We start from the raw sequence: 14,857 nt of genomic DNA, 5'->3' as shown, positions 1-14,857 counted from the left end.
AATGCTAGCTTTTTTCTTTTTGACATCGATAAATGGCTAACGTTTTTGGATCACGCCATATACTGTTATGAAGTGATAATTCATTTTCTACTTCTTCTTTTAGCCATACCTTCATTTCCGCGTGAAGGTATGTATTATCAGGTATATTTAGCGACGGAAACATGCTAGAAATATAGTTTACAATCGGAGTAGCATGATGAAAAACGAGAGCATTATGAATAACTGCTTCTTCAACAGTTGGAAAAACAGACTGTAATATCTCTTTACCATTTTCCAAACAAAATGGCGTGACTGAAGATGTTGTTTTCGGTAAATCAAATGCGTCTAACATGCGGTTACACATTTCAACTATACGAGGTAATGTAACGTCAGAATTTGTTGTAGCTAAAAGTGAGCCGCCAGGACGTATTACTTTATGGAATCCTTGGATTGTTTTTTCGACGTCTTTCATGTGGTATAACATATGTCTTGCGACGATCCAGTCGTAGCAATTAGCTTCGAAAGGAAGTTTACCAGCGTTACCTAGTCTCCACTCAATTATGCTATTTTTTATTGTAGCTTCAGAAAGCATCGTTTTCGATTGATCCAAACCTGTTAAATGTCCTGTATGACCGTTAGTTTGTAATAGGGAAAGGAAACTCCCGTTAGCGCACCCAACCTCTAATATTTTTTCATCTCCTTGAAGTTGTAAATGATCCATGACGACTTCATCTAAATTCACATGTTTTTCTTCATAATGTTTATGCGTATTAATACGTGTTTGTAAATGGTTACTTACGTTGTATTGGCGTTTTACATCATTCATTTTTTCACATTCCACCTTCGTGCAAAATTGCTGAATCGCATGTGTTAATACGTCGGTTTTCTTTAAACCTTCATAATGGAGTGCAGCTTCAAACCTTTCAAGTAATTTTTCTTCAATTCGAAAATGAATATCTTTTCGCTTCGTCATTGAAATCTCGCCCCTTTGCATCTGTTAGTGAGACTATAGCATGCTTGGAAAAATTGTGTAAATAATTTGTGTACACAATATGGAGGGGATGAAAAAATTGTTTGAATGTGAGTTTAAACTATTGACGATTTAAACGTTTTCATATATTCTTAAATTAAGTAATATTCAAATAATTCAAAAGAAATGAGAGAGTCACATGCTTCTTCAAGGAACACATCGAATTGGTCGTATGGCCATGCTGTTGGCACTTGCGGATGAGAATGAAAGTCCTGTATTATCCATTCCAAAAGGTTGGAAGTATTGTACGGGGAAAGTGGGTTCAATGAATTCGCAAAAGGTTGTCGCAGCAATGGAAACAGCGGCTAAAAGCAACCAAGTTATTGAAACAGACGTTTACAGAGAAACACATGCACTTTATCATGCAATTATGGAAGCTTTGTACGGAGTGACGAGAGGTCAAATTCAGTTAGCAGACGTTCTTCGTACAGTAGGACTTCGTTTTGCGATTGTGCGCGGTACACCATACGACGGAAAAAAAGAAGGCGAATGGGTTGCTGTTGCATTATATGGAACGATTGGTGCACCTGTAAAAGGATCTGAGCATGAGGCGATTGGTTTAGGAATTAATCACATATGATTTGCCCATAGTCTATTAGTTAGAAGGGGGCCTTACTTTTTTAGGACAGAAGTCTGTCTTAAAAAGATAAGGTCCCCTTTTGCCTTTTTAAGGAGGAAAAATGATGATTACGTTAACAGGACATACATTGACAGTTGAAGAAATGAAGAGGTTATTACTGGAAGGAGAAGGTGTAACAGCTTGTCCAACTAGTATGCAAAAGGTAGCGGAGTGCCGCGAAGTAGTTGAGAAAATTGTAGAGGACGGAAAAGTCGTTTACGGAATTACAACTGGATTTGGAAAGTTTAGTGATGTGCTTATCCAAAAAGATGATGTAAAGGCACTTCAGCATAATTTAATTCAGTCACATGCATGCGGGATTGGTGATCCATTCCCTGAAGAAGTATCGCGCGGAATGTTAATTTTACGAGCAAACACGATGCTTAAAGGAGTATCAGGCGTAAGGCCGCTTGTTGTAAATATGCTTCTTGAGTTTGTAAATCGTAAAATTCATCCAGTCGTTCCGCAACAAGGTTCACTTGGTGCGAGTGGAGATTTGGCACCTTTATCTCATCTTGCGCTCGTATTATTAGGCGAAGGTGAAGTGTTCTATAAGGGGAAACGCGTTCATGCAATGGTTGCTCTTACAGAAGAAGGGCTTGAGCCAATTGAACTTGAAGCGAAAGAAGGTCTTGCATTAATTAATGGTACGCAGGCGATGACAGCGCAAGGAGTTCTTTCTTATATAGAAGCAGAAGCAACGGCGTATCAAGCTGAACTAATTGCTTCGATGACAATTGAAGGGTTACAAGGCATTATTGATGCATTTGATGAAAATGTTCATAAAGCACGTGGTTATAAAGAGCAAGTGGATGTAGCAAGCAGAATTCGTGACATTCTTCATGATAGTAAGTTAACAACAAAACAAGGAGAACTACGTGTACAGGATGCCTATTCACTTCGTTGTATCCCGCAAGTACACGGTGCTTCTTGGCAAGTTTTGAATTATGTGAAAGAAAAATTAGAAATTGAAATGAATGCCGCAACAGATAATCCGCTAATCTTTGATGGCGGGGAAAAAGTAATTTCAGGTGGTAACTTCCACGGTCAACCGATTGCGTTTGCGATGGACTTCTTAAAAGTAGGAATGGCGGAACTTGCAAATATTTCGGAGCGCCGTATTGAGCGTTTAGTAAATCCGCAATTAAATGATTTACCACCATTTTTAAGTCCAGAACCAGGACTGCAGTCAGGTGCAATGATTATGCAGTATGCTGCAGCGTCACTTGTTTCTGAAAATAAAACGTTAGCACATCCGGCGAGTGTAGATTCAATTCCGTCTTCTGCTAACCAAGAAGATCATGTAAGTATGGGAACAATTGCTTCACGCCATGCTCATCAGATCATTCAAAATGCAAGACGTGTTCTTTCAATTGAGATGATTTGTGCAATGCAAGCAGCAGAATATCGTGGTATTGAAAACATGAGTACAGTGACGAAGAGCTTCTACCATCAAGGTCGTCAGCAAGTGCCATCTATTAAAAATGACCGTATATTCTCAACGGATATTGAAAATATTGCGCATTGGTTAAAAACGAATTATTCGATAAAAGAAAGATTAGATGTAAACGCAGCACTATAAAATGAGAAAAGGGAGAGATTGAAATGGAAAAAGTACAACAAACAATTCGCGCGCCAAGAGGTACTGAGTTACAAACGAAAGGGTGGGTTCAGGAGGCTGCACTTCGAATGTTAATGAACAATTTAGATCCTGAAGTTGCTGAAAAACCAGAAGAATTAGTTGTATATGGTGGAATTGGCCGTGCAGCTCGTAACTGGGAAAGCTACAATGCAATCGTAGATTCATTAAAAACGTTAGAAAGCGATGAAACGTTACTTGTTCAATCAGGAAAACCAGTTGCCATTTTTAAATCACATGAAGATGCGCCTCGCGTACTGTTAGCCAACTCAAACTTAGTACCAAAATGGGCGAACTGGGATCACTTCCGTGAACTAGAGAAAAAAGGTCTTATGATGTACGGACAAATGACAGCAGGTAGCTGGATTTACATTGGAACACAAGGAATTTTACAAGGAACATATGAAACATTTGGCGAAGCAGCTCGTCAACATTTCGATGGTTCATTAAAAGGTACATTAACACTTACTGCTGGTTTAGGTGGTATGGGTGGTGCACAACCTCTTGCTGTAACGATGAATGGCGGTGTTGTTATTGCTATTGACGTCGATAAGCGTAGCATCGATCGTCGTATTGAAAAGAGATACTGTGATATGTATACAGAATCGTTAGAAGAAGCATTAACGGTTGCAAACGAGTATAAAGAGAAGAAAGAACCAATTTCTATTGGCTTATTAGGAAATGCGGCAGAAATTTTACCAGAACTAGTGAAGCGTAATATTACGCCAGATTTAGTTACGGATCAAACATCAGCTCATGATCCATTAAACGGTTATATTCCAGTAGGCTACACATTAGAAGAAGCGGCGAAACTTCGTGAAGAAGACCCAGAACGTTACGTACAATTATCAAAAGAAAGCATGACAAAACATGTAGAAGCAATGCTTGCAATGCAAGAAAAGGGCGCAATTACATTTGATTATGGAAATAACATTCGCCAAGTTGCTTTCGATGAAGGTTTGAAAAATGCTTTCGATTTCCCAGGATTCGTTCCAGCATTTATCCGTCCATTATTCTGTGAAGGAAAAGGACCGTTCCGCTGGGTAGCACTTTCTGGTGATCCAGAAGATATCTATAAAACAGACGAAGTAATTTTACGCGAATTCGCTGACAATGAGCATTTATGTAACTGGATTCGTATGGCACGTCAACAAGTGGAGTTTCAAGGTCTTCCATCACGTATTTGTTGGTTAGGTTACGGTGAGCGCGCGAAATTTGGTCGCATTATTAATGAAATGGTGGCAAATGGTGAATTATCAGCACCAATCGTAATCGGTCGTGACCATTTAGATTGCGGATCAGTAGCATCTCCAAACCGTGAAACAGAAGCGATGAAAGATGGTAGTGATGCAGTAGCAGACTGGCCAATTTTAAATGCATTAATTAACAGTGTAAACGGTGCAAGCTGGGTATCTGTTCACCACGGTGGCGGCGTTGGTATGGGTTATTCACTTCACGCTGGAATGGTTATCGTTGCAGATGGAACAGAAGCAGCAGCAAAACGTATTGAGCGCGTATTAACTTCTGACCCTGGTATGGGTGTTGTTCGTCACGTGGATGCTGGATATGACTTAGCTGTGGAAACTGCGAAAGAAAAAGGCGTTAACATTCCAATGATGAAATAAGGAGGAGAAAACATGCTGGACACTTTACTAATAAATATTGGTCAATTACTAACAATGGATCAAGAAGATGGCTTGTTAAGACGGGAAGCGATGAACACGCTTCCTGTTATCGAAAACGGTGCGGTTGGAATTGAAAACGATGTAATTACTTTCGTTGGAACAGCGGAAGAAGCGAAAGGATTACAAGCGAAAGAAGTTATTGATTGCGGCGGGAAAATGGTTTCTCCTGGTCTTGTCGACCCGCATACTCATCTTGTATTTGGTGGATCTCGCGAAAATGAAATCGCACTAAAATTACAAGGAGTTCCGTACTTAGAAATTTTAGAACAAGGCGGAGGCATTCTTTCGACTGTAAATGCAACGAAACAAGCATCGAAAGAAGAACTTGTTCAAAAAGCGAAATTCCATTTAGACCGTATGTTATCTTTCGGAGTTACAACTGTAGAAGCGAAGAGTGGTTACGGATTAGATGATGAGACGGAATGGAAACAATTAGAGGCAACTGCACAATTACAAAAAGAGCATCCGATCGATTTAGTTTCCACATTTTTAGGTGCTCATGCAGTTCCGAAAGAATATAAAGGTAGATCGAAAGAATTTTTACAATGGATGTTAGACCTACTACCAGAAATGAAAGAGAAGCAATTAGCGGAATTCGTTGATATTTTCTGTGAAACAGGTGTGTTCTCTGTCGAAGAGTCAAAAGAGTTTTTATTAAAAGCGAAAGAGCTTGGCTTTGATGTGAAAATTCATGCAGATGAAATCGACCCTCTTGGTGGTGCGGAAGCAGCGGCAGAAATCGGTGCAGCATCAGCAGACCATTTAGTTGGCGCTTCTGATAAAGGAATTGAAATGCTTGCAAACTCTAATACAGTAGCCACTTTATTACCAGGAACAACTTTCTATTTAAATAAAGAAAGTTTTGCTCGCGGTCGTAAAATGATTGATGAAGGTGTTGCAGTTGCGTTAGCTACAGACTTTAACCCAGGTAGCTGTCCAACTGAAAATATTCAGCTTATTATGAGCATTGCGATGCTAAAACTGAAAATGACACCAGAAGAAGTTTGGAATGCTGTAACGGTTAACTCATCATATGCCATTAACCGTGGTGATGTAGCTGGGAAAATTAGAGTTGGTCGTAAGGCAGATTTAGTTTTATGGGATGCTTACAATTATGCTTACGTACCGTATCATTACGGCGTAAGTCATGTGAATACAGTATGGAAGAATGGTAATATTGCATATACAAGAGGTGAACAATCGTGGAGCACGGCCACTATTTAAAGAAAAATGCAAAGTTTATTGATCGTGAAGTGACAAAATGGAGTGAGATGATTAAAGATTGGGAGGAAGGCGTAGAAATATTCGGTGCTGCTTTAATTGGAGCACCCCTTTCTAAACCATCTATTAGTCATTCAGGAGCAAGTTTTGCTCCAAAAACAATTCGTGCGATGTTAGATGCATACAGCACATATGCAATTACAGAAGAACACGATATGAAAGAAAGTGTCTTATATGATTGCGGCGATATTACGATGCATGTGACGGATATAAAAGAAAGTCATAACCGAATTGCGAAAACAGTTGGTCATGTAACGAAAGTAAATCCGAACATGATACCAATCGTTCTTGGTGGTGACCACTCGATTAGTTTTCCGAGTATAACAGGCTTTGCAAACAGTAAAGGAAAGGTCGGGATTATTCAATTTGATGCTCATCATGATTTACGTAATTTAGATGATGGAGGCCCGTCAAATGGTACACCATTCCGTAGTTTACTAGAAAATGATGTCATTACAGGGAAACAACTTGTTCAAATTGGAATTCGTAATTTTTCTAACGCACGTACGTACCATGAATATGCAATAGAGCATGGCGTAACAGTGTATACAATGAAAGACGTACGAGAGCGAGAAATAAAAGATATTATCACGGAAAGTATTGAAGTGTTAAGAAAACAAGGTGTGACTTCTATTTATATTTCTCTTGATATGGATGTACTAGACCAAGCGTTTGCACCAGGTTGTCCAGCAATTGGGCCAGGTGGAATGGATAGTACGACTTTACTAGATGCGATTGAATTCCTTGGTAAAGAACCGCTCGTTCAAGGGATGGATATAGTAGAGATTGATCCAACTCTTGATTTCAGGGATATGACGAGTAGAGTAGCAGCGCAAGTGATTATGAGTTTTCTTTTAGCGAGGGAAATAGTTAGTAAGCAGGTTAGTATATAGACGGAAAAGTAGATCTTTATCTATGCCTTATCAAAAACACATTACTACTCAAATGTAGTAATGTGTTTTTATGTTAAAAGAGAATGAATGTGGGTGCAACCGTTAATAAAATTGCGGGTTTTTATAGTGTGTTATGTAAATTTAATTTCTTGCTTTTGAAGTATTGACGCATAAAATAATTTTATGATAAAATAAAAATTTTGCTAAAAAACTAAAAGTGTGTTAAGCTTGAGAAGGTTACCATATATGGAGGTGGATTATTTGTTTCAAATTGGCGATAACATTGTTTATCCAATGCAGGGAGCAGGTATAATTAAAGCCATAGAAGAGAAGGAAGTCTCAGGAGAAAAACAACAGTATTATGTTATAAAAATGTCGGCTAGTAATATGGAACTAATGATTCCAGCAGGGAGAATATTGAATTCGAATATACGACCAGTGACGGATATAACCGCATTAGCACACATAATGGATATTTTTCAACATGGGGAATCAGATAGATTACTTACGTGGAAACAAAGGTATAAATTGAACACTGATAAAATAAAGACGGGTAAAATGCAAGAAGGTGCTGAAGTTGTGCGCGATTTAATGCGTATACAGAAAGAAAAAGCACTTAATGCAAGCGAAAAGAAGATGTTAGATAACGCATATGAATTTTTGATTAGTGAACTGGGATTAATTGAAGGTATCACAGAAAATCAGATAAAAAGCTTTTGTTAAGGTTCATTACAAATAATGTATTATATCCCAAAAAAGATCTTGAATTTTTTGGGAACATAATTATAGAAATTTTATCATTTCAAAGACATTCAACTCTTTCAAACCACTTTTAGAGCATTACCTCTATTGTTATTACTACAATCAAATCCATTTTTATTTTTTAATTTCATTTATGAATGTTCGAAGTTTAATTGAATACTTCGATAAAATAGTTACTTGATTTTTGCAATCCTGATTCACACTGGCACGGACGAGGAGCCGTAAGGATGAAAGAGAGGTAGGGCTTTCATTGTTTTAGGTATATAAGTTATTATTTTTAGAAGAATACTGAACCATATTCACTTCTATTGATAAGGTATTTTTTATATTAAAGAGATAAACGAATTGACAGCCATATATGGTCAACAAAAAAGGTTTCCTTCTAAGGAAACCTTTTTAATATTATTTATAGTATTTTGTTTTTTTGATATTCGAATTTTTTATTGTAAAGTCGTAAAAATTGACGTTACTATCTAAAAGTAAGTATGATGCGATTATAGTAAGATTTTTTAGGGGGAAGAAAAATGACAAGTTCAAGTAATAAAGCAGCGAGTATTTATGAAGGAACAAATGTAAACGCTGGTGGATCTTTTGAAAACGTTGAAGAAACAAAGTTGTTTGATCCAATTCAAATTGGAGCTTGGTCTCTTCGTAATCGTATAGCGATGGCACCGATGACAAGATGCTTTGCAGATAATGAAACTGGAGTAGTTGGTGCTGATGTAGTGGAGTACTACAGAAAACGTGCTGCGGATGGAATTGGACTAATTATTACAGAAGGAATTGTCATTAGTCCGAGAGCAAAAGGGAACCCGGGAGTACCAGGTATTTATACACAAGAACAAATCGATTCTTGGAAACCTGTTACAGAGGCAGTACATAAAGAAGGCGGGACGATTATTGCTCAAATATGGCATGTTGGGCGTATGAGTCATCATGAAATAATTGGTGGTCAAATGCCACAAGCACCATCTGCTATCGCTGCAGAGGGAAATGTTCCACGCTTTCGTAAACCGTTTGATACGCCAGAAGCAATGACGTTAGAAGAAATACAAGAAGTAATCGGTCAATACGCACAAGCTGCGAAAAATGCGATTGAAGCTGGATTTGATGGAGTAGAAATTCACGGTGCACACGGATATTTAATCGATCAATTTACGTATGAGTTTGCGAATAAGCGAACAGATAAATATGGCGGTAATTTAAAACAAAGGTTAACGTTTATGAAAGAAGTAACGGCGGCTGTAATAGAAGCTGTTGGAGCTAATAAAACACTTCTTCGCTTCTCTGCTTTCAAAGGCGATAATCCTACTTATATGTGGGAAAACCCTGAGCTTGCAATTGAAACGTTCGTAAATATGTTCAAAGAAGTTGGATTAACGATGATCCATCCCTCAACGATGAATTATACGCAAGAGATTGCTGACGGAAAGAATTTTCATCAACTAGTAAGAAAATATTGGGATGGTACGATTGTTGGGGTTGGTAATTTAAATCCGAAAGAGGCCGAAGAAGCGTTGCAAGAAGGAACAATTGATGTAGTGGCATTCGGCAGACCGTTAATTGCTAATCCAGACTTTGTTCATCGAATTAAACATGCTGAAAGTTTAGTTGAATATGACGCGAAAGAGCATCTTGCTACGTTAGTATGAATAAAGATAAAAGGAGAGCACACCGAGTGTTCTCCTTTTATTATGGGATTTCATAGGGGGAAGCGGGATGAGTGAAACGCTACTCGTTATTATTAGTATATTACTATTTTTAATGTTGCTTTTAATCATCTTTTTTATCATTACATTTTTTATAAAAAAACGAACACATCATTCTATTTTAAAGTTACATCCGTACTTAGGAAGAATGCGCTACTTACTGGAAAAGATAGGGCCTGAATTTCGACAATATTGGTTTGATCATGATACGGATGGAAAGCCTTTCTCACGTTATGATTTTCAAAGTGTTATGTTTTTAGCGAAATATCGCTCTGAAATACTTGGTTTTGGATCAAAACGAGATTTTGAAGCTTCTGGCTATTATATTGCTAATACATTATTTCCGATATTAACTGAGGAATTAAGTGTGAATCTTTCGCAAGAGCGGGAAGGTAAAAAGTACATGATTCATAAAGAAGGGTTATTTTCAAGAAGAGAAAAATTGACAGCGGATACAACGAATCTTTGGCTGTACGAAGAAGATGATGCAATTATAGTCGGTGAAAACCGTAAATATCCGTGGAAACTACATGGCATGTTTGGAGCATCTGCGACTTCTTACGGCGCGATTGGAGAAAATTATATTTTAGCGAGTGGTTTTGGAGCGAAAATGGCAGGCGGATCGTGGATTAATACTGGTGAAGGTGGCGTTATTCCAGAACATTTACATACAGGAGCGAATATCGTTGCGCAAATTGGTCCAGGGTTATTTGGGTACCGTGATGAGGACGGTAATTTTTCAATGGGAAAATTCATGGAGAAAGCGAAAGAAAGTAATATTAGAGCATTCGAATTGAAATTTGGGCAAGGTGCTAAAATACGTGGTGGTCATCTAGAGGGACAAAAAGTAAATGAGAAAATTGCTTTTGTTCGCAACGTCCGAAAGGGAGAGACGATTAATTCACCGAATCGATTTTCATTTTTAAAGAATGCAGTGGATACACTTTGTTTTATTCAACAGTTGCAAGAAAGCGGCGGTAAACCAGTTGGAATGAAAATTGTAATTGGTCAGCAGGAGCCTTTGGAAGATTTAATAAAAACAATGAAAGAACTAAATATTTACCCAGATTTTATTACAATAGACGGTTCAGAAGGCGGATCAGGGGCAACGTATAAATCGATGGCAGATTGTATGGGACTGCCGCTTATTCCAGCATTACTTACATTTATCGATACAGCAAATTATTATGGTGTCCGTAACAAGTTTAAAGTATTTGCATCGGGTAAATTAATCACACCAGATAAAGTGGCGATTGCTTTAGCGATTGGAGCGGATGCTGTAAGTTCAGCCCGCGGATTTATGATGGCAAGCGGCTGTATTATGGCCCTTCAATGTAATTCTGGCCAATGTCCATCTGGTGTAGCCACGACGAATCCGCATTATCAAAAAGCGTTAGATCCGTATGAGAAGAAGTGGCGAGTCATGAATTATATTATTAGTATGAGATATAGTTTATTTTCATTAGCAGCGGCAGCGGGAGTGAAGAGCCCGCGCCATTTAACTAGAGAGCATATTGTGTTTAAAGACGAGGTGGGGAGAGTAGTTCCTCTTTCGGAATTGTTTCCTATAGTAAATCAAACCTAAAAGTATATTTGATATGTAAGATTTTTTAGAGGAATAATTATATTTTTGGAAAAATTAGGAGTATAATAGGGGAGTATTTTTGAAAATGACTATTTTTAGGGAGAGATTCACTTGCAGCAAGGTTCGTACAGTATTACAATTTTTTTACTCGTCATAGGGCTCGTTATATTTAGACGCATGCGCTCTATGAATCGACCAATTAATAATAAAGGAAGACGACTACTATTGCCATTATTCTTCTTATTACCAGGTTTTTCTTTATACGCAGCACCGATACAACTTGCTGGTTGGCAAATTGGTATAGCTGCTGGGATCGGACTGTTATTGTCAATTCCACTTATTATTTTAAGTGGGTATGAAGTCAGAGAAGATGGTCAAATTTATGCAAAAAAAAGTATCGCTTTTATTGCTACATTTTTAGTTATCGTTCTTTTACGTGCTTATTTTAGAAGACATTTACAAGGTCTAGATCCAAAGTCAATCGGCATTCTTTTCTACACTCTTGCGGTTTGTTATATAGTACCTTGGCGTATTGGATGCTATATGAAATTTCGTAAAGTATATGTAGAGAAAGCAAAATTTGAGACGTCAATAAGCTAAAAGTCATACATTTGTATGGCTTTTAGTTTTTAAAATTTATCGGGTAAAGGAATGAAAATAAGGTGTGAAAAAACACTCTTTAATTTTCTGAATATTATTACTTTAATTTCTTGAAAAATCATTGTAATCCACTGGGATAAAGGCGTTTATAAAGGTTTTCACATGTAATGAAAAGTGCTCGTTCACTTGAAAGAACAAAAAATGTTTGTTAAGGTAGGGAACCATAAGCGAAAACAAGAAAATAGAAAAAGTCATTTTTCGAAATTTTGAATGGCTTATGGAATAAGGGAGAGATTTGGTGAAGATTGAAATTATGGTTTCGCTTGCTATTTATATGGCAGGTATGTTGTATATCGGATATTGGTCTTATAAGAAGACATCCGATTTATCAGATTATATGTTAGGTGGAAGGGGACTCGGTCCAGCAGTTACAGCTTTATCAGCTGGTGCTTCTGACATGAGTGGTTGGATGCTAATGGGATTACCTGGTGCGATGTATGCAACAGGATTATCAAGTATATGGATTGCGATAGGTTTATTAATAGGTGCTTATGCAAACTATTTAATCATTGCCCCACGTTTACGAACGTATACAGAAGTGGCAAATGATTCAATTACGATTCCAGACTTTTTAGAGAATCGGTTTAAAGATCGTACGAAAATACTTCGTTTTGTCTCCGCTATCGTCATTTTAGTATTTTTCACATTCTATGCGTCGGCTGGTTTAGTTTCAGGTGGACGTTTGTTTGAAAATTCTTTCAACCTAGATTATAAAATTGGTTTATTTGTAACAGTGGGTGTCGTTGTTGCGTATACACTATTCGGTGGCTTTCTAGCCGTAAGCTGGACGGACTTTGTACAAGGTTGTATTATGTTTATTGCGCTTGTACTAGTGCCAATTGTTGCTTTTACGGATGTCGGTGGTGTAACAGAAACATTTAATACGATTAAACAAGTCGATGCATCGCATTTAGATATGTTTAAAGGGACCACAATACTTGGCATTATTTCATTTTTAGCATGGGGACTTGGGTATTTTGGTCAACCGCATATTATTGTCCGTTTTATGGCAATTACCTCTATTAAAGATTTAAAGACTTCTCGTAGAATCGGTATCGGTTGGATGACGATTTCAATTATAGGTGCAATGCTTACTGGTCTAATTGGTATCGCTTATTATGCTAAAAATAATGCGACATTACAAGACCCAGAAATGGTCTTTGTAACATTCTCCAATATTTTATTCCATCCGTACATTACAGGATTTTTATTATCAGCTATTTTGGCTTCGATTATGAGTAGTATTTCCTCACAATTACTTGTTATTTCAAGTGCAGTAACGGAAGACTTCTATAAAACATTTTTCCGTCGTAATGCAAGTGACAAAGAACTTGTATTTATCGGTAGATTGTCAGTATTAGTAGTAGCTATGATCGCAGTTGTTTTAGCGTATCATCCAAGTGATACAATTTTAACACTTGTAGGTTATGCTTGGGCTGGATTTGGTTCAGCGTTCGGACCAGCCATTTTATTAAGTTTATATTGGAAAAGAACGAATAAATGGGGCGTTCTTGCAGGTATGATTGTTGGTGCAGTAGTTGTTATAGCATGGGTAAAAATTCCAAGTTTAAAAGCAATTATGTATGAAATGGTACCTGGATTTTTCTGTAGTTTATTAACTGTTATCGTTGTAAGTTTATTAACGAAAGAACCCGTTAAGGCAGTTCATCGTGAATTTAATGAGATGGAAGCAATATTGGAAGAAGAAACGAAATGATTAGCGAAGAGAGTAAACGAAACTGGCGTTTACTCTCTTTTTATTTAAAATGAAAATAAGGAACTTATTGACAACTAAAAGTAAGTAACTTATAATAAATTTGAGTTCAAGTTAATTTGTACTTTGAATAAAGATTTTAAATGGAGTAAATATTTTTTAAAAACTATCTCGAATTTGAGATGAATTGACAAGCTGGAAGTTAATGTGTATTTTTATAATCGATATCTCGAATTCGAGATAAAATTATAATGACGGATTTTACTTTGTAGCATGGACAAAATGAATAATGAATTTAAATGTAAAAGAATTTTTATAATGAAATAAAAAAGGAGTGGAAGAAATGGAAAAGAAAACAATGGGAATCCATCACATTACAGCGATTGTAGGGCATCCACAAGAAAATGTAGACTTTTATGCTGGTGTATTAGGGTTACGTTTAGTGAAACAAACAGTGAATTTTGATGATCCAGGTACGTACCACCTTTATTTTGGAAATGAAGGAGGAAAACCTGGAACAATTATTACGTTTTTCCCATGGGCAGGTGCTCGTCAAGGTATTATTGGGGATGGTCAAGTAGGAATTACGTCTTACGTTGTACCAAAAGGTGCAATGGAGTTTTGGGAAAATAGATTAGAAAAATTCGATGTTTCGTATACGAAAATGACTCGTTTTGGAGAGGAGTATTTAGAATTTGATGATCCGCATGGTTTGCATATAGAATTAGTTGAAAGAGAAGCAGGCGAATTAAATAATTGGAGTTTTGGAGAAGTTACACCAGAAGTAGCAATTAAAGGGTTTGGAGGTGCTGTTCTTTTATCTGCACAGCCTCAAAAAACAGCTGAATTGTTAGAACATATTATGGGTCTTGAGAAAATTGGAGAAGAGGGTGAATTTGTTCGATTCCGTTCTTCTGCTGATATTGGAAATATTATTGATTTGAAATTATCAACAATCGGTCGTGGCCAAATGGGCGTTGGTACAGTTCATCATATAGCTTGGAGAGCGATTGACGATGCTGATCAGCTAGACTGGAAAGAGCATGTGTCGCGTTTTGGATATCACGTAACTCCTGTACAAGATCGAAATTATTTTAACGCGATTTATTTTAGAGAACATGGTGAAATCTTATTTGAAATTGCAACAGATCCTCCTGGTTTCGCTCATGATGAATCGTTAGAGACGATGGGTGAGGAATTAAAGTTACCGGAACAATATGAACAACATAGAAAACAGATTGAACAAACGCTTTTACCATTTGAAGTGAGAAATTTAGATTAAAGTGATTGAAGGGGGAACA

The 14,857-nt window shown here is 37.2% G+C and carries 12 protein-coding genes; 11 read left to right on the top strand and 1 reads right to left on the bottom strand.

Annotation, left to right across the window (positions count from 1 at the left end):
- Window positions 1-4 precede the first annotated feature (4 nt).
- A complete protein-coding gene (locus tag MHH27_RS18645; protein ID WP_340943692.1) occupies window positions 5-952 on the bottom strand; it encodes a class I SAM-dependent methyltransferase in 948 nt (315 codons plus the stop codon).
- Between the two features lie 196 nt (window positions 953-1,148).
- Here MHH27_RS18645 and hutP point away from each other — a divergent pair, with 196 nt between their 5' ends.
- The 11 genes from hutP to MHH27_RS18590 all read left to right on the top strand — a co-directional run bounded on the left by hutP (window position 1,149) and on the right by MHH27_RS18590 (window position 14,838).
- Entirely contained in the window at window positions 1,149-1,589 is a 441-nt protein-coding gene (gene hutP / locus MHH27_RS18640; RefSeq protein WP_000926516.1) for a hut operon transcriptional regulator HutP, read from the top strand.
- A gap of 103 nt (window positions 1,590-1,692) precedes the next feature.
- Window positions 1,693-3,210: a histidine ammonia-lyase gene (gene hutH / locus MHH27_RS18635; protein WP_100910069.1), complete on the top strand. Its 1,518-nt coding sequence runs from the start codon at window positions 1,693-1,695 to the stop codon at window positions 3,208-3,210.
- A gap of 23 nt (window positions 3,211-3,233) precedes the next feature.
- Window positions 3,234-4,892, top strand: coding sequence for a urocanate hydratase (hutU, locus tag MHH27_RS18630; RefSeq protein WP_065229204.1), 1,659 nt, complete (start codon window positions 3,234-3,236; stop codon window positions 4,890-4,892).
- 12 nt (window positions 4,893-4,904) lie between these two features.
- The gene (gene hutI, locus MHH27_RS18625; RefSeq protein ID WP_071714694.1) at window positions 4,905-6,176 is read left to right on the top strand and encodes an imidazolonepropionase; all 1,272 of its coding nucleotides are present in this window, start codon (window positions 4,905-4,907) and stop codon (window positions 6,174-6,176) included.
- The gene (gene hutG / locus MHH27_RS18620; protein ID WP_016512447.1) at window positions 6,155-7,126 is read left to right on the top strand and encodes a formimidoylglutamase; all 972 of its coding nucleotides are present in this window, start codon (window positions 6,155-6,157) and stop codon (window positions 7,124-7,126) included. Before hutI ends, hutG begins: the two co-directional genes overlap by 22 nt.
- A gap of 261 nt (window positions 7,127-7,387) precedes the next feature.
- The gene (locus tag MHH27_RS18615) at window positions 7,388-7,849 is read left to right on the top strand and encodes a CarD family transcriptional regulator (RefSeq protein ID WP_014482101.1); all 462 of its coding nucleotides are present in this window, start codon (window positions 7,388-7,390) and stop codon (window positions 7,847-7,849) included.
- Between the two features lie 563 nt (window positions 7,850-8,412).
- Window positions 8,413-9,540, top strand: a complete 1,128-nt coding sequence (locus MHH27_RS18610) for an alkene reductase (RefSeq protein WP_000204598.1) — start codon at window positions 8,413-8,415, stop codon at window positions 9,538-9,540.
- Between the two features lie 67 nt (window positions 9,541-9,607).
- Window positions 9,608-11,182, top strand: a complete 1,575-nt coding sequence (locus MHH27_RS18605; RefSeq protein WP_000005147.1) for an FMN-binding glutamate synthase family protein — start codon at window positions 9,608-9,610, stop codon at window positions 11,180-11,182.
- A 111-nt stretch (window positions 11,183-11,293) separates the two neighbouring features.
- The gene (locus MHH27_RS18600) at window positions 11,294-11,782 is read left to right on the top strand and encodes a cytochrome c biogenesis protein CcdC (RefSeq protein WP_001183922.1); all 489 of its coding nucleotides are present in this window, start codon (window positions 11,294-11,296) and stop codon (window positions 11,780-11,782) included.
- 298 nt (window positions 11,783-12,080) lie between these two features.
- Window positions 12,081-13,559 carry a sodium/proline symporter PutP gene (gene putP, locus MHH27_RS18595; RefSeq protein ID WP_139213270.1) on the top strand — a complete coding sequence of 493 codons (1,479 nt, stop codon included), beginning with the start codon at window positions 12,081-12,083 and terminating at the stop codon, window positions 13,557-13,559.
- Between the two features lie 340 nt (window positions 13,560-13,899).
- Complete coding sequence (locus tag MHH27_RS18590; protein WP_000412726.1) at window positions 13,900-14,838, top strand: ring-cleaving dioxygenase; 939 nt, start codon at window positions 13,900-13,902, stop codon at window positions 14,836-14,838.
- Window positions 14,839-14,857 lie beyond the last annotated feature (19 nt).

It is taken from the genome of Bacillus sp. FSL L8-0152 (assembly GCF_038006365.1).
Taxonomy (GTDB): domain Bacteria; phylum Bacillota; class Bacilli; order Bacillales; family Bacillaceae_G; genus Bacillus_A; species Bacillus_A cereus.
This window is presented reverse-complemented; position numbering and strand designations above follow the sequence as displayed.

Coding starts and splice junctions, on each gene's coding strand:
- MHH27_RS18645 (WP_340943692.1), bottom strand. CDS start 952: ATGACGAAGCGAAAAGATATTCATTTTCGAATTGAAGAAAAATTACTT.
- hutP (WP_000926516.1), top strand. CDS start 1,149: ATGCTTCTTCAAGGAACACATCGAATTGGTCGTATGGCCATGCTGTTG.
- hutH (WP_100910069.1), top strand. CDS start 1,693: ATGATTACGTTAACAGGACATACATTGACAGTTGAAGAAATGAAGAGG.
- hutU (WP_065229204.1), top strand. CDS start 3,234: ATGGAAAAAGTACAACAAACAATTCGCGCGCCAAGAGGTACTGAGTTA.
- hutI (WP_071714694.1), top strand. CDS start 4,905: ATGCTGGACACTTTACTAATAAATATTGGTCAATTACTAACAATGGAT.
- MHH27_RS18610 (WP_000204598.1), top strand. CDS start 8,413: ATGACAAGTTCAAGTAATAAAGCAGCGAGTATTTATGAAGGAACAAAT.
- MHH27_RS18605 (WP_000005147.1), top strand. CDS start 9,608: ATGAGTGAAACGCTACTCGTTATTATTAGTATATTACTATTTTTAATG.
- MHH27_RS18590 (WP_000412726.1), top strand. CDS start 13,900: ATGGAAAAGAAAACAATGGGAATCCATCACATTACAGCGATTGTAGGG.